The organism is Enterococcus sp. XAF26B05_ASV22 (genome assembly GCF_056727285.1).
Genome location: NZ_CM161538.1, coordinates 503,149 through 527,943 on the forward strand (window position 1 = coordinate 503,149; position 24,795 = coordinate 527,943).

At 36.9% G+C, this 24,795-nt stretch carries 17 protein-coding genes; 13 read left to right on the plus strand and 4 right to left on the minus strand.

Annotated elements, in window-relative coordinates:
* The first annotated feature begins 450 nt into the window (after positions 1 to 450).
* The 3 genes from AC1PU0_RS02610 (at position 451) to AC1PU0_RS02620 (ending at position 4,956) form a co-directional block, all read left to right on the plus strand.
* A complete protein-coding gene (locus AC1PU0_RS02610) occupies positions 451 to 1,887 on the plus strand; it encodes a glycoside hydrolase family 1 protein (RefSeq protein WP_111248494.1) in 1,437 nt (478 codons plus the stop codon).
* A gap of 220 nt (positions 1,888 to 2,107) precedes the next feature.
* Entirely contained in the window at positions 2,108 to 3,436 is a 1,329-nt protein-coding gene (locus AC1PU0_RS02615; RefSeq protein WP_479998664.1) for a dihydrolipoyl dehydrogenase family protein, read from the plus strand.
* Positions 3,437 to 3,711: 275 nt separating this feature from the next.
* Complete coding sequence (locus AC1PU0_RS02620) at positions 3,712 to 4,956, plus strand: MFS transporter (protein WP_206848522.1); 1,245 nt, start codon at positions 3,712 to 3,714, stop codon at positions 4,954 to 4,956.
* 85 nt (positions 4,957 to 5,041) lie between these two features.
* Here the strand turns inward: AC1PU0_RS02620 and AC1PU0_RS02625 are convergent, their stop codons facing one another.
* The 3 genes from AC1PU0_RS02625 to AC1PU0_RS02635 are packed head-to-tail and all read right to left on the minus strand — an operon-like array spanning position 5,042 to position 8,797.
* Positions 5,042 to 6,187 (minus strand): ArgE/DapE family deacylase, encoded by a 1,146-nt coding sequence (locus AC1PU0_RS02625; protein ID WP_206848523.1) that lies wholly within the window; start codon positions 6,185 to 6,187, stop codon positions 5,042 to 5,044.
* Between the two features lie 13 nt (positions 6,188 to 6,200).
* The gene (locus AC1PU0_RS02630) at positions 6,201 to 7,598 is read right to left on the minus strand and encodes an MFS transporter (protein ID WP_206848524.1); all 1,398 of its coding nucleotides are present in this window, start codon (positions 7,596 to 7,598) and stop codon (positions 6,201 to 6,203) included.
* Positions 7,595 to 8,797 (minus strand): M20 family metallopeptidase, encoded by a 1,203-nt coding sequence (locus AC1PU0_RS02635; RefSeq protein WP_206848525.1) that lies wholly within the window; start codon positions 8,795 to 8,797, stop codon positions 7,595 to 7,597. Before AC1PU0_RS02635 ends, AC1PU0_RS02630 begins: the two co-directional genes overlap by 4 nt.
* A 189-nt stretch (positions 8,798 to 8,986) precedes the next feature.
* Between AC1PU0_RS02635 and AC1PU0_RS02640 the strand changes: the two genes are divergently transcribed.
* Both AC1PU0_RS02640 and AC1PU0_RS02645 read left to right on the plus strand, forming a co-directional pair.
* Positions 8,987 to 11,323, plus strand: a complete 2,337-nt coding sequence (locus AC1PU0_RS02640; RefSeq protein WP_206848526.1) for a helix-turn-helix domain-containing protein — start codon at positions 8,987 to 8,989, stop codon at positions 11,321 to 11,323.
* A gap of 84 nt (positions 11,324 to 11,407) precedes the next feature.
* On the plus strand, positions 11,408 to 11,881 hold the full coding sequence (locus tag AC1PU0_RS02645; protein ID WP_479998665.1) for a glutathione peroxidase: 474 nt from the start codon (positions 11,408 to 11,410) through the stop codon (positions 11,879 to 11,881).
* Positions 11,882 to 12,023: 142 nt separating this feature from the next.
* On the opposite strand, the gene AC1PU0_RS02650 is transcribed toward AC1PU0_RS02645, so the two are convergent.
* Entirely contained in the window at positions 12,024 to 12,110 is an 87-nt protein-coding gene (locus AC1PU0_RS02650; protein ID WP_206848570.1) for a type I toxin-antitoxin system Fst family toxin, read from the minus strand.
* Between the two features lie 296 nt (positions 12,111 to 12,406).
* On the opposite strand from AC1PU0_RS02650, the gene kdpA reads away from it, so the two are divergent.
* The 8 genes from kdpA to AC1PU0_RS02690 all read left to right on the plus strand — a co-directional run bounded on the left by kdpA (position 12,407) and on the right by AC1PU0_RS02690 (position 24,723).
* Positions 12,407 to 14,089: a potassium-transporting ATPase subunit KdpA gene (gene kdpA / locus AC1PU0_RS02655; RefSeq protein ID WP_479998666.1), complete on the plus strand. Its 1,683-nt coding sequence runs from the start codon at positions 12,407 to 12,409 to the stop codon at positions 14,087 to 14,089.
* Positions 14,090 to 14,108: 19 nt separating this feature from the next.
* Positions 14,109 to 16,169, plus strand: coding sequence for a potassium-transporting ATPase subunit KdpB (kdpB, locus tag AC1PU0_RS02660; protein ID WP_479998667.1), 2,061 nt, complete (start codon positions 14,109 to 14,111; stop codon positions 16,167 to 16,169).
* A gap of 145 nt (positions 16,170 to 16,314) precedes the next feature.
* Positions 16,315 to 16,833: a potassium-transporting ATPase subunit C gene (locus AC1PU0_RS02665; RefSeq protein ID WP_479998668.1), complete on the plus strand. Its 519-nt coding sequence runs from the start codon at positions 16,315 to 16,317 to the stop codon at positions 16,831 to 16,833.
* A gap of 44 nt (positions 16,834 to 16,877) precedes the next feature.
* Positions 16,878 to 19,553: a DUF4118 domain-containing protein gene (locus AC1PU0_RS02670; protein WP_479998669.1), complete on the plus strand. Its 2,676-nt coding sequence runs from the start codon at positions 16,878 to 16,880 to the stop codon at positions 19,551 to 19,553.
* Positions 19,538 to 20,224, plus strand: a complete 687-nt coding sequence (locus AC1PU0_RS02675) for a response regulator transcription factor (RefSeq protein ID WP_069653902.1) — start codon at positions 19,538 to 19,540, stop codon at positions 20,222 to 20,224. Before AC1PU0_RS02670 ends, AC1PU0_RS02675 begins: the two co-directional genes overlap by 16 nt.
* A gap of 180 nt (positions 20,225 to 20,404) precedes the next feature.
* The gene (locus AC1PU0_RS02680) at positions 20,405 to 20,758 is read left to right on the plus strand and encodes a hypothetical protein (RefSeq protein WP_206848530.1); all 354 of its coding nucleotides are present in this window, start codon (positions 20,405 to 20,407) and stop codon (positions 20,756 to 20,758) included.
* On the plus strand, positions 20,748 to 23,615 hold the full coding sequence (locus AC1PU0_RS02685; RefSeq protein ID WP_206848531.1) for a WxL domain-containing protein: 2,868 nt from the start codon (positions 20,748 to 20,750) through the stop codon (positions 23,613 to 23,615). The genes AC1PU0_RS02680 and AC1PU0_RS02685 overlap by 11 nt, the downstream gene beginning before the upstream one ends.
* Positions 23,616 to 23,991: 376 nt before the next feature.
* Complete coding sequence (locus AC1PU0_RS02690; protein WP_206848532.1) at positions 23,992 to 24,723, plus strand: WxL domain-containing protein; 732 nt, start codon at positions 23,992 to 23,994, stop codon at positions 24,721 to 24,723.
* Positions 24,724 to 24,795: the final 72 nt, after the last annotated feature.

Below are 24,795 nucleotides of genomic sequence, written 5' to 3' on the forward strand. Positions count from 1 at the left end.
AAAAAACAAAATAAAAGAACGTATGAAAATAAAAAAAAGTTTATTATGTAATTATCTGTTGATTTCTAGAGCTAAATTGTTTTATTTCAAGGAGAAATTTCTTTCTTTGTTTTTTTGTTTAGAAAAATATATTTTTTTACTAGTCCATATTTTTTTTCATCATAATCAGTTTATCGTCAAAATGATAGACTCCCAACTAATGTTATACAGCAGTTCGTTTTTACTAGTTATCAGAAAATCCCCTTGAACAAATAAACATAAATAGTAGTGGAAATCCTCTTACTAAGATTATAATAGAGAAGGATACTAAAAACGTGGGGATCCGTACAGAAGGGTTAGTCGGAGAAAATTACGTTTACATCCACGAAAATGAGCGTGTAATTAAGTGTCCGTTGGCGCAATCAGTGCTGACGATTTCACTAGAGGCACGATAAAACTGGAGGCATTACGATGGAGCATAAACAACTGGATCAATTTCCAAAGGATTTTCTATGGGGATCAGCATCTGCTGCTTATCAAGTAGAAGGTGCATGGCAAGAGGATGGCAAAGGTGTTTCTGTGTGGGACGAATTTGTTCGAATTCCTGGAAAAACATTCAAAGGGACCAATGGGGATGTAGCAGTCGATCATTATCACCGGTATAAGGAAGATGTTGCGTTAATGAAAGAGCAAGGCCTAAAAGCCTACCGCTTTTCTGTTGCTTGGACACGGATCTTTCCAAACGGTCGGGGTGAAATCAATCAAGCTGGGTTGCAGTTTTATATTGATTTAGTGGATGAATTGATCGCAAATCAAATTGAACCCGTTTTAACGCTGTACCATTGGGATTTACCACAAGCGCTACAAGATGAATACCAAGGGTGGGAATCAAGAAAAATCGTTGCAGACTTTACAAATTATGCACAGGTTTTATTCGAAGCGTTACGTGGAAAAGTAAAGTATTGGGTCAGTTTAAATGAGCAAAATATCTTTATCAGTCACGGTTATTTAATGGCTTCTCATCCACCGGCAGTGAGTGACCCCAAACGAATGTATCAGGCGAATCATTATGCTAATTTAGCCAACGCAGCAGTAATCAAGAAATTCCATGACATGGATATGCCAGGGAAAATTGGACCAAGTTTTGCTTATAGTCCAAATTATCCGTTAGATAGTGATCCACAAAATGTGTTAGCAGCTGAGGACTCAGAAGATTTAAATGCACATTTTTGGATGGATGTTTATTTATTTGGGAAATATCCAATTGCAGCTTTAAAATTGTTGAAAGAACAAGGGGTAGCGCCTATAATCGAACCTGAGGATGACGAACTTTTAGCTGCTGGCAAACCGGACTTTTTAGGAATCAACTATTATCAAACCAATACGGTTGTCTTCAATCCGCTTGATGGTGTTGGCTTAGGGAGAATGAATACGACAGGTGAGAAGGGGTCTTCAGAAGAATCAGGTCTACCAGGTGTCTTCAAACGTGTGGAAAATCCATTCGTAGAACGTACTAATTGGGATTGGGAAATCGATCCAGAAGGGTTGCGTATTGGGCTTCGAAGAATCACAAGTCGTTATCGAATTCCTGTGTTGATCACTGAAAACGGACTTGGAGAATATGATAAACTAACGGAGGCTAAAGAAATCCATGATGATTATCGGATTGATTATCTAAAAGGACATATACATGCAATCAGAGAAGCAATCACAGATGGTGTGGATGTTTTAGGCTATTGCACATGGTCCTATACAGATTTACTAAGCTGGTTGAATGGCTATCAAAAACGATATGGTTTTGTTTATGTTGCGCAAGATGAAAACCAAGAAGGCTCTTTGAATCGATACAAAAAAGATAGCTTCTATTGGTACCAAAAAGTGATTCAAAACAATGGTAACACGATTTAAAAGGTCAGTTGAATAGTGAATAAGCTGGAGCAAATCTCTCTGATTTTTATTCAGCTTATTTGCCGTTTCGAATTAATGAATTTTTCAGTGGAAATGAAAGGAGCGAAGGTCTATCATATGAACTTTCCCCAATCACTTGTTATAATGAATCCATATTGTATCAATCGGTCGAAGTACGAATCAAGTGATAAGAACGTTTAAAATAAGGGAGGAAGTTCTCATGGAAAGATTTGACGTCATCATTATTGGAAGTGGACCTGGCGGGATGGCAGCGGCCTATGATTTAGCAGATAAAGGGAAAAACGTGGCGGTCGTTGAAGCTGATTTATGGGGTGGTACGTGTCCAAATCGAGGCTGTGATCCTAAAAAAGTGCTGTATGGAGCAGTTGAAGCTAGAGATAATTTACTGCAGTTAGAAAAACGAGGATTCAACACGATACCGGAAATCAACTGGACAGATTTGATGGCGTTTAAAGAGACTTTTACGAAATCGGTACCGACTGAGCAAAAAGAAGGTTTAACAAGTGCAGGGATTCACAAAATCACAGGGAAAGCTTTTTTTAAAGATACCCAAACTATCGAAGTTTGTGGGGAACTGTATCAAGCGGACAAAATTATTTTAGCGACAGGACAACGTTCGGCGATTTTGGATATTCCTGGTAAAGAATATTTTAGTACGAGTACTGATTTTCTGAGTATGCAGGACTTACCGAAAAAATTGGCTTTTGTTGGAGGGGGTTATATCTCACTTGAATTGGCCAATATTGCAAGCAGTTGTGGCAGTGAGGTACATTTACTTCATCATAATGAACGACCGCTAAAAGGCTTTGATGAACTGTTGACTGAAGAGCTGATCGAGCATTTAAAAAGCCGTGGAATTACGTTTCACTTTAATGAATCGGCTGAGGAAATCAGCAAATCTGGGGCTCAGTTTGAAGTGTCTTTGACAAGTAAGGAGACGCTATTGGTGGATCGAATTTTCTGTGCAACTGGGCGCATCCCGAATGTGGAAGGCATGGGACTAACTGAAATTGGGGTTGAGTATACGCATAAAGGACTTGTGGTAAATGATTATTTGCAAACGACAGTTGAAACTATTTATGCTCTAGGTGATTGCTTGGAAAAACAACAGCCAAAATTAACTCCAGTCGCTAGTTTTGAAGGAAGTTATCTGGCTAATCTGTTTACTGGTAAAAATGAGAAAATCCATTATCCTTTGATTCCAACAATCATATTCAGTTCTCCTAAATTAGCTCAAATAGGTTTAACTGATTTGTCCGCTTTAAAAAGTACAGAGTATGAAGTGAGTGACTTAGATTTAAGTCAATGGTTTACGTATAAACGAATCAACGAACCGCTTGTCAAAGCAAAAATAGTTACGGAAAAGCGTACGGGTTTATTGGTTGGCGCAACAGTCCTAGGAAATGAAGCGGATCAATTGATCAATCTGTTTACTTTGATGATCAATCAAAAATTACCAGCTGAAAAAATCAATGAAATGATCTTGCTTTATCCAACGGTCGCTAGCGATTTAAGTTATCTTTATTAAAAACAAACGACAAACGAAATCTAAAACCTTTCGTTTGTCGTTTGTTTTTAATTATTTTTATAGCCTAAGAATTAACTGTTGACTTGCTTTAAGCTGTAAGCAATAATAGGATAATTACGTCAACGGTATTGAAAAGTGTTTATAAACGGATGATCCATAAATATAATTTATTGATTACATGAAAATAAAACATTAGATATTATAGACGATTCTTTTTAAAATAAAGATAGTGAAAAAGTGAACAAAGTCAATTTTAAACAGCTAGGAGAATGGCGATGGAAGCAACGAAAAAAAATTACACCCCTTTGATTGGTTCTTTATATACGAATTTTATTTTTCAAGGTATGGCAGCGATTATTCTATCTCAAAACCTGAATGCATTGATGGATAGCTGGCAAGCAACGGTACAGCAAGTAACATTGGTCATTAGCGGTATTGGTTTAGGCCGCGTGTTGATTTTGTATTTTGCCGGTTATTTTTCAGATAAATTTGGACGTAAGAAAACGGTCCAACTGGGAATTATTAGTTATTTGATCTTTTTCTTAGGAATCTTGGTCAGTCAAAATTATGTACAAGGACTCTTTTTTGCCTTGTTTGCTGGGTTTAGTAATGCATTTTTAGATACAAGTACATACCCGACGTTGATGGAGGCTTATCCGAATGAAAAGGACAATAGTTCTCTTAGTGTGTTGAACAAAGCGTTCATTTCTTTAGGTCAGTTTATTTTACCGCTGTTGACACGATTTATGTTGAACCATGAGATTTATTACGGACTTGTTTTTATTGGATGTGCGTTGGGATTGTTTCTTAATTTACTCTATATTTCAAAACTGGGATTTCCAGAAAGAGCAGAGATAGAGGCGAATATACCACAAATCATCAAAGAAGAAGTGAATACGAAAGGGAAACAACCACTGTTTAAAGTTGAAGGCTTAGCGTTATTAGTTTTTAGTTTTACTTGCGTGTCTACTTTCAATATTTTTATTTTGTGGGTACCATCTTTTGCAGAATCATTGAATCTTATGAACCATTCCAATAGCTTGGTTTTAGTCAGTGCCTATAGTATTGGTTCGTTTGCATCAGTATTTTTAACGTCATTGATCGTAAAAAGAGGCGTTGCCCCAACCTTATTACTTGTTTGGTGTACTACAATTTCCTTATTCTTACTGCTAGGCATGACCTTATTTCCAAGTACGCCGATGTTTTTGATCGGTTCAATCGGTATTGGTGTTTTTGCTGCGGGTGGAATTTGGCAGTTAGGGTTGGCAGTTTTGTTGGAGTTATTTTCAAAAGGTAAAGGACGAATCACTAGTTACTATTCGATTGCAACATCTGTTTCCGTAATGGTCATTCCATATATTACAGGACAACTGGAAAAAATAAATGTTTCGCTAATTTTTTGGTTAAACATTGCATTGACTGCAGTGGGTGTTGTTGCTGCGATAATCATTCGATACCGTTATAAGAAAGTAATGAATGAATCGCAAGATGCCATCGCATTAAAAGAAATCACTCAATAATCAAAAAAACATATATAAGTAGGTATAAAAGAGGGCGAAGTGATACTCAGGTGTTTTGAGTATGGCTTCGCCCTTTCAATCTTGTTTAGTTTAAAAATGCTTTTGCAATGTTTTCGTTGATTGTAATCATTTGGTAAAAGTCATTGATCGTCACGAATTCATTTGGCTGATGTGCATATTTTGTTTCGCCAGGACCTAGAATTAAAATAGGGAACGCTTTGTTGACACGACCAAATTGAGAACCATCGGTATAGCCTGTCATACCAAATGTATTTGCCGTTTGGCCAGTAACATCTGCAACAACTTTTTGAGTTAATACAGTGAATGGATCGTCAAGTTCTGTTTTCATCGAAGGTAAGTCATTGATGAACTCGATTTCCGCCTTAAAATCTGGAACGGTTGTGGCTAAGGTATCCAGCATTTCTTTAAATTGTTGTTTTAATTCAGTATGATTTTGTGCTTTGATGGTACGGATATCGATTTCTACTGTACACTTATCGGGTACGACATTGGTTCCATTGCCGCCGTTGATAATATCCACACTAGAAGTTGAAGCACCGACTAATTCATCTACAGATTGAGAAAAATCAAAGGTTTCTTTAAAGGCATTTAAAACTAAAAGCATATGTTCAATTGCATTTACTCCTTGATCTGGCATTGAGCCATGCGCTGTTTTCCCGTACGTTGTGATACGAGGCCATAAAGCACCTTTGTGCGCCACGCCGATCTCAACATTTGTAGGTTCACCAATCACTAATGCATCTAGATCATCTGCATAGCCTTTATCAACTAATTGACCAGAACCGATAGCGCTCGTTTCTTCTCCAACCGTAGCTAAAAGTTTGATGGTTCCTTTAAAGTTTGAACCTGCTTCTTTTAAACGAATCATTGCAACAACTGCCGCAATCAAGCCAGATTTCATATCGCATGTTCCACGACCATAAAGTAAACCGTCTTTTTCAATTGCTGCAAAAGGATCTTCATCCCAAGGAATTTCACCCACAGGAACGACATCCATATGCCCAGAAAAACCTAGGACAGGACCTTCTTTAGTGCCTTTTAAAGTCGCAACTAATTGATTTCGATCGGCGCTATATTCCACTTGTTCACAAGGAATATCATGTGTTTCAAAAAGAGCTTGTAATGTATCGGCAACCACCTTTTCATTGCCTAGAATACTTTTGATTTGAACGACTTCTTTCAATAATTGTAACGCTTCTTGATTATTCATAGCGTCTCTCTCCCTACACTTGTTTTTCTTTTGGAATAATAAATACGATTGAACCTAAGGCTAAAACGCAGAACAGAATATTTGTCAATAAACCAAACGTTGCTCCTTGTGTATAATTGCCACTAACGCTAAAACCATTGTACACTGCCGCTGAAATTGCCACACCTAATGCTCCGCCAAGAGAACTGGCCATTTTATAAATACCTGAAGCGACTCCTGCTTTTTCATTTGGAACACTGGAAATCGCGGTATCCGTAGAAGGTGTTGCATACATCCCAAGACCCATCCCAAACAAACTATACCCAATAAAAACTAACACAAAATAAGCAGTACCAGTCACCATCGTTAAGGCCATCAAACCAACGCCTGTTCCAGAAAGGATCGTTCCCCATAACATTGGTTTTTTCGCCCCAACGGTTTGTAATAATTTTTCTCCGATTCGAATAGTGATTAACACCAAACAGAGGTAACCAATCGATAACATCCCTGTTTTAGCGGAAGAAAGTCCACGACCTTGTTGAACGTAGGTATTGATCACGATCAAAGTACCTGCAACGGCATTCAATAAGAAATTAGAAATCGTTGCCCCAAGATAACCGCGGTTTTCAAATAAAGAAAACTCAACGAAACTATTATCAATGGTTTGCTCCACCCTATAAAATGCAACTAAGCCAATGATCACGACTGCTGCTAAAATGAGTACAATCTGGCTAGTCCAACCCAATTCAGAACCTTTAGAAACAACTACATTTAAGGCAACCATTGAAACAATAAATAAAAGTAAGCCAATCGAATCAAATTTACTTTTACTATCGCTTGTAACTTTACTTTCAGGTGTGCCGAAAATCAACAGAGCACTACAAATTGAAACAATGATCGAAAAAATAAAGACATAACGCCATCCCAAAGAACTTGCAATAGCGCCACCGAAGAATGAACATAAACCAGAACCACCCCAAGAGCCGATCGACCAATAACTTAGCGCTCGTTGTCGATCTTTTCCTTCATAATACGTTTTGACTAAGGCCATTGTCGCTGGCATGATACAAGCAGCTGATAAGCCTTGGAAGATTCGACCACCTACAAATAATACAGGTCCATGTGCAGCTACCAAAGCTACCGAACCGATAACACTTAAAATAAGACCAATATACGTTAATTTCATTCTACCTAATTTATCCGCTAAACCGCCAGCTACGACGATAAAAATTCCGGAAAATAAACCAGTCATGGAAATTCCTATGCTTAAAACACCAGAGGAAATACCTAAGTCACTTTGAACCGTGGGTGCCATATTCAATAAAGATTGAGCAAATAACCAATAGGTCAAAACGCTTAATACGATCCCTATCAGTAATTTATTTGTCCCTTTATAGGGAGTCGCCTCTGCTGTGTGTGTGGTTGCTTTCATAGTGAAACTCCTTCAAATAAATAATATAAAACAGTTGCCCCCATTGATTTTGCAGCAATCAATAAACAATCTTCGTCAATATAAAATTTTGGATGATGATGAGGATACATTGGCGTTCCTTCTTTGTGAGCCCCAACAAAAAAGAAACAACTTGGTCGTTCTTTGGCATAATAAGCAAAGTCTTCAGAAGGAGTTTGTGGTCCGCATTTAACTAATTGTTTCACTTCTGGAATTTCCGCTTCATTTAGAGCTTTAGCAACCATTTCAGTAGTTTTGGCATCATTAACACAAACTGGATAATCATTAGCGTAATCAAGTTCATAACTGATACCGAAACTTTGGCAAATGCCACTAAGGATTTGTTTAAATTCTTTTCCCACGATAGCGCGTGTTTCTTCTTTCATGATTCGTACATCGCCTTCCAATGTAACAGAATCTTTGATAACATTGGCTGACCCTTTGCCGTCAAATGAACCGATTGTAACGGTTGCCGTATCGAAAGGATCGATTCTGCGGCTGACGATGGTTTGAACAGCTGTTACAAATTGAGAAGCAGCTACGATCGTATCATTGGCATCTTGCGGTGTTGAGCCATGACCGCCTTTTCCATGCATGACCACTTTAAACGTTGCCCGACCTGTGTGAACAGATCCAGCATGATAAAGAACATCACCAAGCGGCATCATGCTCATCACATGAATCCCTAAAACATGATCTACACCATCTAAACAACCCGCTTCAATCATTCCTTTTGCACCACCGGGTGGCACTTCTTCGGCAGGTTGGTGGATGATACGAATCGTTCCTGCTAATTGATCTTTTAACTCAATCAGCGACGCTGCCAAAATCATCATATAGGCTGTATGTCCGTCATGTCCGCAAGCATGCATGACATTTGGTGTGCGGGAAGCAAAGGGCAAACCCGTATCTTCTTGAATCGGCAACGCATCGAAATCTGCTCGAATCGCTAAGAAAGGCCCTTTTTTACCTCCGTGGATATCGACTAAAATACCATTACCGCCGCCCACTTTTGTTTGAACATCACAGTCTTTGTCAGCGTAAAAATCAGCTATATATTTTGCTGTTTCTGTTTCTTGAAAAGATAACTCAGGGTGTTCGTGAAAATGTCGGCGAATCCTGATTAATTCAGCCTCTTTTTGTTGAAGCAATGTAAATAATTGTGCGCGTAAATCGTCCATTGGATATTCTCCTTTCAAATACACTATATATTCTAAGCTTAATTAAAAACTTCACAATGATAGGAATTTCTAAATTTCAGGAATTCCTTTTAAATTCTAAAGATCGGAAATTATAAGGCTAGCAAACGAACGATATTTTCTTAATTGCATGCTATAATTAAGAAAGAAACAAACAAAAGAGGGATGCAAATGATTGTAAATGAAAATTATCAGATTAATTATCAACAATTACGGACGAAACAAGATATACTTTGCAAAGAAACGACCCTTTTAGTCATTTTAAAAGGAAGTTTGTTTATTACTATAGAAGAAGTAACGGATCAAGTAAGTGCAGGAGAACTGTTTGTCATGAATACAGGAGAACGTGTTCTTTTGAATGTTGGTTTAGAACAAAGTTGTATTTATTTAGAGCTGAGGATCAACAGTGTCTTTTTTGCGACTCAATTTCCTGCTTTTTTCTACACTCGTTTTGACTGTAGACCAATTCAGAACGAACATGGCAAGATGCCTGAGATTGCTGCGTTGAGAAGACAAATTGCGGAATTATGTTTAGTTGAATTTAGTGATGATCCATCAAGAAAATTAAAAATCACGTTGTTTTTAACTCAAATCATTTTGTCTCTCGTACATCATTTCCAAAAAGAAGATGTTATAGATTACCATCCTTCAGATAATCAAAAATTAAGAGAGATTTTGGAATATATTGAAGCACATTACCACGAAGGAATCTTATTATCTGATGCGGCCGACTATTTTTTTATGTCGGAATCCTCGTTATCGAAGTTTTTCAAGAAGGAAACTGGCGAATATTTTTCTCATTACGTACGGACAATTTGTGTAAAACATAGTTTGTCAGAATTGCTGTATACAAAAAAAAGTATCGAGCAAATTGCCTTAGATAACGGTTTTAGCAATAGCAAAACCTATCGGCAACACTTTAAAAAAATCTTTAGCGATTCGCCCACACAGTATCGATCCGCTCATTTAGTCCAGGCGAAGGCACCGGAGAAAATCAAACAAGTAACGGAAACATCAGCGCTTCAAATCAAAGAAATTTTGGTCCCTCTGTACAGCTTTATTCAAACGGGATTGGAAGAATCACGCCCTTCAGAATTATCACTAAAGACCAAAAAACTTCATATTACCGCAGAACAATTTGAAGCAGATCATTTAAAAAAAGACGTCATCATTCATGTTGGTTCGTGGGAAGCATTAGCCTCTAGAAAAATTCAAAATGAAATTCTAGACATAAAAAAACAAATGGGCATCAAATACATCAGTATTCAATCACTATTTACCCAAATTCCCTTAACAGTTCAGATCCATCAAGAAGCTGCGATGAATTCATTTCCCGCATTCGAAGAGTGGGACTACATCTTAGCGTTTTTAGAATCCGCTCAGTTAGCTCTTTTTTTCCAGGTGTCACTTGTAGAATTTAAGCAACTAGATGAACGTGTCAAAGATATCTGCCGCAAATTTTTTCGACATGTTCAAAATAAGTTTGGAACCAAAATGACGGAACAATGGAAGATCAATTGTCTATTTAAAGAACAAAATCTTGCGGAGTATTACCCAGAGTTTCTAGAAGTGAAAAAAAGATTCTTAGCGCTCTCACCGAAAATAGCTGTAGGCGCAGAATTTCCCATAGCGGACCCCTTTTTTGAGCAACAACAACCAGAACAAACACAATTTTTCTGTGAGATGATTGCAACAAAGTGTGACTTTCTATCTTTTTCTGCGGAGCCTAATTATGTGTTTCAAAATTTAGATAATCCCTTTCCTGATTTAAAAAACTATCATCAATATGTGTTGAATAAAACTCATCGTATCAAGCATATTCTAAAAGAGTACGAAATCAAGCTACCACTTTATCTTACTGAATGGAATACACTGACTGGGATGACCAGAAACAGTAATGGAACTTTCTTTAGGGGGGCCATTATTTTAAAAGATCTGTTACTGTTGGATACATTAGTAGCAGGTTTCGGTTTTTGGTTGAATATCGAATTGTATGAAAAACAAACACAAGAACGACCACTAAAAAATGATGGGCTTGAACTGTTTCATTTTTACAGTGGAAAAAGACCTACTTATTTTTGTTTATGGTTGGCTAGAAGGATGACAGGGAAGATTCTCGCTCAAGGAGAAGACTATCTTTTGACCTCAGTTGATGGGAAATATCAGTTGTTGTTGTTTAATGCGAATTATTTTGATCCCCATCTTTCATCTGAAGAGGCCTTTCTTGAAAGTCAGGCAGTGACCTTTGAAATTGAACTAGCAGCGATTAAACCAGCACACTATCAAATCAAGCAAATTGATTTTAACCGTCATAATGGTGCCTTATTTTATACCTATGAAGAGTTTCGTAATGCCGAAGCACTGGATTTGGAGACACAAAAATATGTTGTTGAGAGTACGAGACCGAAAATCAAAGTCTTCGATACTCAAATCGAACACCTATTTAATTATTATGTAACACTTGATACAAACGGTATTGTGCTATTGGAATTGACACCAACGGTATGAGCAATCAAAGCGTGTTTCCTTGACGAAAAGTGCTCTACTAGCTAGTATTTAGTTAAGATAGATTAGTGGAGAGGAAGAAGTAAAATGAGTATTTATGAGTATCAAGTAAAAACGACAACAGATGAAATGGTTTCGTTAGAAGAGTATCGTGGAAAAGTTCTCCTGATCGTAAATACTGCGACAGGTTGCGGGTTTACACCTCAGTACGAGGGATTAGAAGAGTTATATAAAAAATATCGTGAACAAGGATTAGAAATACTAGATTTCCCATGTAATCAATTTGGGCATCAAGCTCCTGGCACCAATCAGGAAATCAGTGAGTTTTGTCAATTGACGTATCAAACGACATTTCAAACGTTTGGAAAAATCGATGTAAATGGAGAAAATGCTGATCCGTTGTACACTTTTTTAAAAGGTGAAAAAGGTGGGCTTTTAGGTGGTGCAATCAAGTGGAACTTTACGAAATTTTTAGTAGATCGTGATGGTAATGTGGTAAAACGCTTTGCACCAACTGTTGAGCCAGAAAAAATTGCTGGAGATATAGAAAATTTATTGTAAGAAATACTTTTTTTATTCTTGATATTAATTATCATCTCATGTTATAATAATTTTGCTAAGTAATATAGAACATAAAGAGTAAGCCCCTGGAGAGTCTGATTCTCCAGGGGCTTTTTTGTGGCGAATCTCACCCTATCTACTGTTACTTCTTGTGTCTTTTATTCAGCCAATACTCAAATAATGAGACGAGTATTCCAACAAGAAGCGGACAGACTAATGCCACGAACATAAAGAGGACACCTCCATCCAGTCGCAAGACTGTAAGATAGGCGACAAAATAAAATACGCAAATTTAAGTCTGAATACTTTTTTAGAAATACTTTGGTATTGAATGAATTGAAAGCCCTTACCGATGTAAAGATGGTATAAAGAAGCCCACTTAACTTTAACACTATCTTTATAGGAAAGTTGATATGCTATTTTTATCAAATGAAGGAGAGGGATTTTGATGACGATTATATCTGGAATAATTGCAGGATTACTGCTTATTTACTTATTTTACCAACTATTTTGGGGGGATCAACGGTGAGTACAATTTTTATCCAACAAACAATCTTTTTTATTGTCTTGATCGGTTTAGCAATTCCACTAGGTATTTATATCCACAAAGTAATGACAAACCAAAAGACAATTTTGACAAAAATGATCCATCCAATCGAAACGAAAATCTACCAATTTTTAGGAACACCAGCGCAAAAAGAAATGACAGCGAAGCAATATAGCTTGAGTGTTCTCTTTTTTAGTTTCTTTTCGTTTATTCTTTTGATGGTTATGCTTTTGGGACAAGGCTTTTTGCCGTTGAATCCTGAAAAATTGCCAGGGACAAGTGTTTCATTGGCGTTTAACACTGCAGCAAGTTTCATCACCAATACCAACTGGCAAGCCTACGCTGGTGAAGAGACATTATCGATCTTTACACAAGCCTTTGGATTAACTGTTCAAAACTTTGTATCCGCTGCTGTAGGGATTGCGGTATTATTTGTTTTACTTCGTGGTTTTACAAAACGGACAACAAAGCAAATTGGCAATTTCTGGCAAGATTTAACAAAAATTATTTTATATATATTATTACCATTATCTTTTATCATTTCCTTACTATTGATTTCCCAAGGTGTTGTTCAAACATTTGCTGGTTCTGTTGAAACGACCAGTCTAGAACTCGGCCAAAAGATCTTTTTACCTTTGGGAACTGTTGCTAGTCAAGTTGCCATCAAACAATTAGGAACAAATGGCGGTGGTTACTTTGGTGCCAACTCAGCTCATCCATTTGAAAATCCTAACTTGATTAGTAATTTCATTGAAAATAGTTCGATTCTATTGATTCCTGCAGCTCTGATCGTTGCTTTTGGACTGTTTGTGAAAGATTGGAAACAAGGTCGAACAATCATGATCGTTTCTCTTGGCTTTTTGATTGCAGCTTTGATGGGTGTGACGTTAAGTGAATATTACGGACCGCAATTTAGTCACGTGATCGGTCAAATGAACATGGAAGGTAAAGAAACACGTTTTGGTATTGGTTGGTCAAGTCTTTGGGCAGTTAGTACGACAGCTGCTTCCAATGGTTCTATCAATGCTATGCTGGATAGCTTCACACCACTTGGCGGATTGATTCCAATGTTCTTGATGCAACTAGGAGAGATTATCTTTGGTGGTGCGGGTAGTGGACTCTATGGAATGATCGTTTTTATCTTGCTTGCTATTTTTATTGCTGGCTTATTAGTCGGAAGAACACCTGAATATCTTGGAAAGAAAATCGAACCTTTCGATATGAAAATGGCTTGTCTAGTGATCTTAACGCCGTTGTTATTGACTTTGATGGGAACGATGTTGTTTGTATTGAATCCACAAGCAATGTCTTGGTTAACAAATCAAGGCCCCCACGGTTTTTCAGAAATTCTCTATGGTTTTTCTTCACTAGCGAATAATAATGGAAGTGCCTTTGCAGGTTTAACCACCGATACGCCATTCATGAATATCCTTGGTGGAATCATTATGATCCTTTCTCGTTTTATCCCGATGTTAGCCGTGATTTATTTAGCCTCTAATTTAGGGAAAAAGAAAATAGTAGCAACAGGTTCAGGCACACTTTCAACGACCAATGCAACGTTTGTAACGATGTTGATCATTGTGATTTTAGTGATTGGCGCGCTAAGTTTCTTGCCCTCAATGGCATTAGGACCAATCGCAGAACACTTTATGACAAAATAAAGCAAAGAAGGGGAAACAAGTGAAAAATACACAAAGTAAACACAATGTTTATATAGAAGCTTTCAACTCGTCTTTTAAAAAATTAGCACCAACGATTCAATTAAAAAATCCAGTGATGTTAGTTGTTTATCTGGGCGCTATTTTAACGACGGTTTTGTACGTTTTAACGTTTGCTGGCTATACAGATACAGAGCCATTCTTCATTTTAGCGATTGCCATTATTTTATGGCTAACGATTTTATTTGCTAACTTTGCTGAAGCAATCGCAGAAGGTCGGGGGAAAGCCCAAGCGGAAAGTTTAAAACAAGCGAAGAAAGAAGTCACCGCACATAAAGTTGCTTCAATCGAAGACGCTGTAGCAAAAAAATTCACTCAAATCAAGTCCTCTGAACTGAAAAAAGGAGATCTGGTTTATGTAGCATCAAACGAACAAATCCCAATGGATGGCGATGTGATTGATGGTGCGGCTTCGGTGGATGAAAGTGCAATAACAGGTGAATCGGCTCCTGTTATTCGTGAGTCTGGTGGTGACCGTAGTGCTGTCACTGGCGGAACAACCGTTGTTTCAGATTATTTAGTGATCAAAGTGACTGCTGAAAATGGCGAATCTTTTTTAGATAAAATGATCTCTATGGTGGAAGGAACCGAACGGAAAAAAACACCGAATGAAATTGGGCTCCAAATTATTTTGATTATGTTGACGATTATTTTTCTAGTCGTTTCAGCGACATTAATTCCTTTTACCAAATTTTCAAGTGAACTGGTGGGAACCGGTTCTGCTTTAGCGTTAACTACAATTATCGCTTTACTTGTTTGCTTAGCGCCAACGACTATTGGTGCATTGGTTTCTTCTATCGGAATTGCCGGAATGAGCCGCTTAAACAAGGAAAACGTAATTGCGATGAGTGGACGGGCAATCGAAGCAGCTGGGGATGTAGATATTTTATTACTAGACAAAACAGGTACCATCACGCTAGGCAATCGCCGAGCAAGTGAATTTATTCCAGTGACAGGTGTCAGCGAATATGACTTAGCAGATGCTGCTCAACTATCCTCTTTAGCAGATGAAACGGCAGAAGGGCGCAGTATCGTTATTTTAGCCAAAGAACAATTTGATATCCGTGGTCGAGAACTAAATCAAGTAGAGCTTGAATTTATCGAGTTTACAGCAAAAACGCGCATGAGCGGCATCAATTACCAAGGGGACGAAATTCGCAAAGGTGCTGCAGACACGATGAAACAATATGTAGAAGAAAAAGGCAATCACTATCCAGAAGAATGTGATATTATCGTTCAGCGTGTTGCAAACGAAGGCGGGACGCCCTTAGTTGTCGTCAAAAATAATCAAGTATTCGGTGTGATTTATTTAAAAGATATCGTCAAAAATGGTGTGAAAGAAAAATTTGAAGATCTACGCAAAATGGGAATCAAAACAATCATGATTACAGGCGACAATCCAATGACTGCAGCCGCAATTGCCGCTGAAGCAGGCGTGGATGATTTCTTGGCAGAAGCAACGCCAGAAAATAAAATGAGTTTGATTCGTGACTACCAAGAAAAAGGACATCTTGTTGCAATGACAGGTGACGGTACAAACGATGCACCTGCGTTAGCTCAAGCAGATGTTGCAGTTGCTATGAATACAGGTACCCAAGCAGCCAAAGAAGCCGGAAATATGATTGATTTAGATTCCAGCCCAACAAAATTGATCAGTATCGTCAAAATTGGGAAACAATTATTGATGACGCGAGGTGCTTTAACAACGTTCAGTATTGCCAATGATATTGCAAAATATTTTGCGATCATCCCAGTTTTATTTTTCAGTATCTATCCAGCTTTGGATGCCTTGAACATCATGAAATTAACGAGTCCAACAACGGCGATTTTATCAGCGATCATCTACAATGCTGTAATCATCGTAGCGTTGATCCCATTGGCGTTGAAAGGTGTTTCTTATAAAGAAAAACCAGCCAGTAAAATTTTAAGCCACAATTTACTTGTTTATGGAGTGGGTGGCGTGGTAGCACCGTTTATTGCGATTAAAGTAATCGATGTTCTATTGACACTCGTTTTGTACTAAACGTTACTTACCTTAGGTTCATAGGCTAGTCTTTCGGAAAAAAGATAAAAATAGAGTATGGCAGAGAGCACCGTTCTCTATTTTTCCTATTTTTCTGTCAAGACTAAACGAGCCTATTCATCTTTAAAATTAAGGAGAAAATCTCATGAAAAAAATAATGATCGCTTCACTAAAAGGTATTTTATTATTTACGATAATCTGCGGTGTCATTTATACTGTAGCAGTAACAGCCGTTGGGCAAGTATTATTTCCAGCCCAAGCAAATGGCAGTTTGATCAAGGATGAAACAGGTATCACAGGGTCAAAGTTGATTGGACAATCCTTCTCAGAAGAAAACTATCTCCATGGACGTCCTGAAAAAGTGAGCCAACTATCACCTGTATCGAAAGAACAAAAAAATCGTATTGAGAAACGTGTACAAGAACTTGACATAAAAGAAGTTCCTATTGATTTGGTTACAGCATCAGCGAGCGGTATCGATCCTGAAATTTCAATTGAAGCGGCAATGACACAAGTCGAGCGAATCGCGACGAGTAGAAATATGAAAAATACCCAAGTCCGTGCTATAATCAAACAAAATATCACAGGACTTAAAATCGGACCAGTTGATTCACAACGTGTGAATGTTTTAGGTGTAAACCAATCATTGGATAAGTCTAAATAAACAACCAGACTATCTCAACCTCGAAATAAAGGATGGCATAAAAAGTGGAAGATGAACGTTTAGATCCAGAACACTTATTAGAAAAATGGAAAAAGAACGAACAAAGCCTGAGGTCTGGTCGACTGAAGGTTTTCTTCGGCTATGCGGCAGGCGTTGGGAAAACCTATGCGATGTTAAAAGAAGCCCATGAACAACTTGAAGAAGGCAAAACTGTTTTAGTTGGGTATGTAGAACCCCATGCACGTCCTGAAACGGAAAACTTGGTAGCAGGATTACCCACATTACCAACCAAAAAGTATGAATATAAAGGGATTACAATCAACGATTTTGATGTAGATGCCGCATTACAAGCAAAACCAGAGATTATTTTGGTGGATGAACTTGCCCACACCAATGCAGTAGGGGCTAGAAATAGAAAAAGATACCAAGACATCGAAGAACTATTAAAAGCAGGTATCGATGTTTATACAACCGTTAATGTCCAACACATCGAAAGTTTAAATGATGTAGTGGAGCAAGTGACAGGGATTCATATTTCCGAAACCGTACCTGATACATTTTTTGAAACCAGTTCATTAAAAGTAGTAGATATTGAAACAGAGGAATTACTAGAACGATTGAAACAAGGCAAAATCTATCATTCCGAAAACGCCAAAAAAGCCATGGCCAATTTTTTTAAAACAGATAACTTAATCGTTTTAAGAGGCTTAGCTATTCGCAAAGCATCCGACCATATCAATACAACGAATCAGCAAGAAACACAAAAAAGTACGGGAATCCATTCTAAATTACTCACGATTATCGATGAAAAGAATCCAGAAATGACAAAAAAATGCCTCCGCTGGACGGCTCGTTTGGCTCAAGCATTAGGGACGGAATGGATTGCACTGGAGATTTTAGAAGACATGTCTGAACATTCAGAGTCTGACAATTCAAAACTTGCAGCGAAACTTGGTGGTGAAGTGGTCACCTTAGAAAGTGACAACCAGCGAGAGACAATCGTTCAATACGTAAAAATGCGTGGAGTGACGGATGTTGTAATGGGGAAAATCATTAAGCGCTCTCGCTTTATCCGTTTGTATCGACCTGACTTAGAGGATGAGTTGGTTGCCTTTATACCAGATGTGGATATTCATTTAGTACCTTATCAATCAAACAAGTATTTGCTGAATAAATACGCCACCAAGAAAAAGAACTTACAAAGTATTTTTACTTGGAAAGACCTGTATATGACGATTGGCTTACTCGCTTTAGCGACATTGTTTTCCGAATTGGGATCTTATTTTCATATTGGCGATCAGAATTTAATTTTGATCTATATTCTTTTTGTTTTGTTAGTAGCCAGAATAACAACTGGTTATCTATGGGCGGCGCTCTCTTCGATGGCTAGTGTTTTGATGTTTAACTGGTTTTTCGTCGAACCGCTGTACTCTTTAACCGTTTACAAACAAGGGTATCCAGTAACGTTGGTTTTCATGCTACTGGTTGCTTTGTTAGTCAGTAATTTAATGATGCAAATCAAAAAACAAGCATTCTACGCCATGAAACGAGAGCATCAATTAGAGATTTTGTATGAATTGAATAAAAAATATTTAATTGCTCAGGACCAAAAAGAAATCTTCACAACAACAGCTGAATACTTGTCTAATATGCTAGATAGAGAAGTCGTTTTATACGGTGAACAAGAACTGAAAAATCCAGAAGGTGCGCCAATCAAAGGACCGTTAAGAAGTTTGGAAGAATTAGCGGTCGCTAACTGGGTCTTCATCAACCAAAAACAAGCGGGCTACGGGACGGATACGTTAATGGGAGCCAAAGCACTCTATTTACCGGTTTTATCAAATGGCGTTACGCTAGCGGTTATCGGTATCGAAAAAAGGAAAGAAAATCCGATAACAGATGAAATCATTAGCTTTTTAGAATTGATTTCCACGCATCTTTCGCTCGCAATCGAACAAAATAAACTGACATCAGAGCGCCAGCAAATCTTAGTTGAAAATGAAAAAGAACGAATGCGAGGCAATTTACTGCGGGCAATCTCACATGATTTACGAACGCCGCTTACTGGAATATCAGGATCAGTCGAAACGATTTTAAATGATGATGAGACAGCCAAACTTCCGCAAGAAACGAAACGCAGATTACTTGTTGGGATCAAAGAAGATGCAGATTGGTTGATCCGTATGGTGGAAAATTTATTATCGATCACTCGGATCAATGAAGAAACGATGAAAGTTGCTAAAAGCAAAGAAGCCGCTGAAGAAGTTGTTTCAACCGCGATTCAGAGGATTAGAAAAAGCTATCCTCATAGTGAAATCAAGGTCACATTACCTGAAGAGTTTGTACTTGTGCCGATGGATTCGATTTTGGTTGAACAGGTCCTATTTAACTTGATGGAAAATGCAATCAGACATTCGGAGAGCGATTCTCCGATTTTCGTTACGGTTACGTTAACTGAAAAAGAAGTGACTTTTGAAATAACCGATCAAGGTAAAGGATTGACCCCAGAACAACTAAAATTATTGTTTAGTGGCATGACCAAACAAAATACACCCGTCGATTCTAAAAGTGGGATGGGAATTGGTTTATCAATTGTTAAAACCATTATCATGGCTCATGACGGAATACTTAAAGCTGGAAATAGACCCCAAGGTGGTGCGATATTCACTTTCGCTTTACCATTAGAAAGAAAGGAGCAATTAGAATGGCAACGATTTTAATTATTGAAGATGACGATGTGATTGCTGAATTCATGGGTGCTGTCTTAGAAAAAGAAAAGCATACAGTTCATCTAGCACATTCGGCATTGGAAGGATTATCGACCTTTCGGATGTGGCCGATGGATTTGATATTACTTGATCTTGGTTTACCCGATCAAGATGGAATCGAAGTATTGAAAAAAATCCGAGAAACCGCTGCTGTACCCATCATTATTATCTCAGCACGGGATCATGAAAATAATAAGGTCGAAGCGCTAGATTTAGGAGCAGATGACTACATTACCAAACCATTTGGAACGCCAGAATTACTGGCCAGAATCAGAACAGCACTAAGACATGCTGCGAGGAATGCGGGTGTTCAAAACGAAGTAAAACAGCTTAACAATGGTGATTTGTGTATCGATATTGAACACCACACGGTTAGTAAAAGAGGGCAAGTGATCCATTTGACCCCAAATGAATACAAGATCATTCAAGTTCTTGGTGAAAATGTAGGGAAAGTACTGACCCACACGTATATTTCTCAAAAAGTCTGGGGGCCATACAGCAATGAAAGTCAGACTCTAAGAGTAAACATGTCGAATATTCGTAAAAAAATCGAAGATAATCCCGTTGAACCAGAATACATTTTGACTGAAATCGGGATAGGCTATCGAATGTTAGAAAAATAGCTTTTATAAGTGTTTGTCTCAACTAGTTTTGTTTAACATTTTTATGCTGCTGTAAGCTTCATAGGTGAAAAGGAAATTTCTTATATTTGGTGTTAAATACATCAATATATAAGAATTTTTTTTGTTTTTCTATGTTAACTTAATATTAAATAATTAATTTAAAGAATAAGGAGAATGGGAATGAAAAAAATAGTAGTTTTATTGCTAAGTCTGTTATGCTTGTTTTCTTTTTTTTCAAATGAAGCATTTTATGCAGAAGAAAATGTTTCATCAACAGCAAAAGTTTCATTTACCAAGAATCATATAACTGGAGAAAAAATAACCTTAGCGAATATACAAAATCCAATAGGAAACATCAATGGAATTGCTAATGAACGAAAGATCTCAAAAATTCTACCTCGAACAGGTGATGAAAGCGATCAGTGGCATAAGTACCTAAGTTTTCTTGGATTAGAATTGTTAATAATAGTAATTGGACTTTGGAGAGAGAGTATAGCAACAGTAGTAAAGGATGGAATTCTAAATGGAAAATAAGAAAGGATTCATTAAAATTACAAAAAAACTATTAAGCTTGATAATAGCGATATTATTGATAATAGGTTCAGTATTAGGAACGCAAGTTCCAGTATTTGCTATAAATGAAAGGATGAATCCGGAGAATAGTGACGTTTCATCAGAAGAGCTTTCAGCAGATTCAAATAAAACGACAAAAGAGGAAGAATCCACAGCAATTCCAAACAAGACGACAGAAGAAGAATCCTCCTCACCAGATTCAGAAAAAATCCTGGAAGAGAAAAAAAATACCACAAACACAAACTCAAACGAAATGACAGAAGAAGAAACTTCAACGGATTCAAATGAGAGTGGAGAAGAAAAACAGCCTATTGTGATAACTCCTTATGAAAGCGATCAGAGTAAAGCTGAAAGCGGAGAGTATGATATGGGGCTAGTGCTTACACAAAATCCTAAGGTAACGCCAGGACTAGATATTAGCTATACTTCTGGAGAAAAAGATGATCCGTGGAAGGGCGGAGATATTCACCTTGAATGGTCAAATAGTTTAAAGTTGGAACTTGACTGGGGACTAATGCTAAATCCTATAAATATTTTTAATGGAAAAACGTTTAAATATATTAGTCAAATTTTTTCAAATGGATTTGGATTTAGAGCAGATATTATATTACCTGAGGGAATTACAGCACAAGATACTATTGAAGGGACATTTGCCAACGGAAGAAAGCCTAAATTATTGATAGCAGGTAGTCCTATAGAAGCTGAAAGATCCTCATTTTCGGTAGATCCAAATAATGAACAAATCTTAATTTTAACGTTTAAAAAAGAAAATAGTGGTGGATTGATTGAAGCTGTTATTAATGCTTTTTTCAATATTGTGATATCCATAATAGGTGGAGAGCTAGCTGTCGGTTTTCAGTCAGATATTGACATTAATGCTGCAGTTGCAAAAGGTCTTGTATCTGACTATAGCACTGAGAAAGTACTTACTAAAGGAAAATTACCGCCTGCAAACGATAAGAAACTTGATTTTAAAGTTTATTTCTATGATAGTAAAGATATTAACAATAATTACGACATATTACCCGGACATGAAAACAAAAATTTATCAGAGAGTTCATTGGCAACTTGGAATTCATATATATCACCAATAGATAGAGAGTCAACATATAATATTCAAGACGATGTAAAGAGCAATGTAACAATGGATGGGTTCCCTGAAGTAAAGGATGAATCTAATTCGCAACTATTTGGTTTGAAAGGAAGTATTAACAATCGTAGATTAGATTTAGAGTTTGAAAAAGATGGAGCTTTTTCATCAATGGATTCAACCAGATTTAATCGAGTCGTTAATTATTTTGATCGCAATGATGTAACAGAAGAATCTGTTCTAATACATACACCGACAAAAGTTCCTTTGCTTGAAGGTGCAGATTCTACTATAGTCTACAGTGGGAAACAAGTAGATATGTATGGAGAAACACAACTTAGCCCAGTACCTTTGATAGTAAATAATGGGAAATATGTTCCGATTAAAATAGCAATTGATGACAAGGAAAACTATAAGGAAATAGATAGAAATTCTGAGCTGCCTATTATTTTAAGCTGGCTTGGTGAAATGAATGATAAAGGAACCTTCAAAATTTCAATGAGCATAAAAGATAAGAAGAAAAAAAATTCTTTTTGGGGAGGGACTGAAGATAGAAATGTTACAGTTGATGTGTTGAAAGACAACCTTCCAACATTAGATAATGACCCCAAAAAGCAAACGCACATCTATCAACTAAAGCTGCCATCAGTTAATGATATTCTTAAGCAGGCAGGAGAAGCAGCAATTGATGACAGTCTTAATCCAGATGGTGTTCAAGTTATATTTCATATTAGCATGATTGATGAATATGGAGAATCATCTAATATACTTGATTATGGACTGTTAGCCATATTATCAAAGAAAGATACAAATGTATTTGTCGAGCGCAAAGTTACTAACGAGAGAACTAATGAATCAAATAACAATACTAATACCATCATAAAAGCTAAAGTAGGTGATAAAATTAAGCATGAATATACATTTAAGAATACATCTGAGTTTAATACATTTTACAATCCAATATTTAAAGCCTATTTACCTGGAACAACTTCACAAGTTCAGTATGTAGAGGGATCAGCAAAATTTTCTTTACCTGATGGGGTGATACAAGAGATGAATCAAGTACCTTTACATTCGTTAACTGATATATATATGTATGCCAATTCATATACACATGTTTTTTTACCAGGAGAAACTATTAAAGCAGTATATGAATATACACTTACAAATTCTACATCAGGAGAAAGTATTGAGTTGCCGGCAGAACGCCTAGAGGCAAGTTCAGAAGTTGGTGGATTTACTAATAAAACCATTGGGATAATGGAACCTGTTACGATTAAAGTAGAGACAGTTCCAGAAGAATTGACGTTTATTCATACACCTGAAGATATTGATTTTGGGGTGAATAAAATTCCTAAAAAGGATGAACAAATTGAACGATTAGATATAATGCAGAATATTCTTATTAGTGATACATTAATCGATTCAAATTGGTCATTAACGCTTAAACAAACTGAAGATTTTATTAACAAAGATGGAGATAGTTTACCTGGAACGTTGATTTTTAATCCAAAACAAAAAGAGCTCGGAAAAGAGTTTGATATAAATAGAAATGAAAAAACAATCTATAAAAATAGTAAGAAAAACTATGGACAAGTTTTTGACGAGGATCTTGAATTTGATAAAGAACATGGTATAAAGTTAAAGGTATATGGTGGAGGTAAATATAGCAGGAATTCATCTTATACAACGACACTGACTTGGACATTAACTAGAGGTCCGCAATAGTTAAGTAACAATATAGAGACAACCTTTTAGTGATACTTTAGACAGCGCTAGAAGGTTGTCTCTACATTTTTTAAGTCTTTCTAATTTTGGGGGATAAATGTTTTTTGGAAAAATATTCAATAATAATTTATTTTTTTGATACTATATATTGGTTTTTTTAAAACCGATATATAAGAAAATAAGATAATTTTTTGTTGTATATTATATTTAGTGAATTTATTTGATTTGTTGCTATTTAGAAATAGAGCAGCTCTTGAATGTAATTCATGTAATGCAATACTTATAGACTACATAGGACTTATTGTTTTATGTTGGGAATTTGCATAATCTATCTATTCTTTTTATTCAAACAATTTAAATACAGGAGGAAAAAAAGATGAAAACAAGAACACTAACTTTAGTATCAACTGCAGTATTAATGGCAAATGTAGGGGCTGTTTCTGCTTTTGCTGCTCAGGATGAGGATGCAAACAGTAAATCAGCAACAAGTACTGCAAAAGTAGAATTTCAAGCACCAGCTGAAGAAACAACACCACCGCAAGGAACGGAAGGACCTGATGGACCTGAAAATCCTGATGGTACTCCAGTTGACCCAGAAGATGGAAATAACTCAGGTACTGGTATGAAAGGACCACTTTCATTGGATTATGTCCCAAATATTGACTTTGGTAATCAAGAGGTTTCATCAAAAACACAATCATACAACGCAAAAAATCAATTCCCTTACGTGCAAGTAACAGATAATACAGGTTCTGTTTCCGGATGGAATGTAACTGTTTCAACAGACGGTTTCACTAGCGATAGCGATGTATTAAAAGGAGCAGAGTTAACATTTGCACCTGGTCAAGTTTATACGCCAGGATCTGTATCAACAGCTCCAGAAGCAAAAGCAGTTGTTGTCGGATCGGAAGCTAAAACAATTTTTAATGCTAAAAAAGATGCTGGTGCTGGAACCTGGATCAATCAATGGATTGGAGAAGAACCAGTAGATGGAAAAGGACAAAATGATGGTATCCAATTAAAAGTTATAGGCGGTACAGCTAAAGCAAAAGCTTATACAGCTGATTTAGTTTGGACAATTACAGCAGGTCCTAACAGCGAAATATAACAGAATAAAAGATAGATGATTGTGCAAATTCATAAGTTTAGAAGAGGATGGGACAGAAGTGTTTAACCTCGA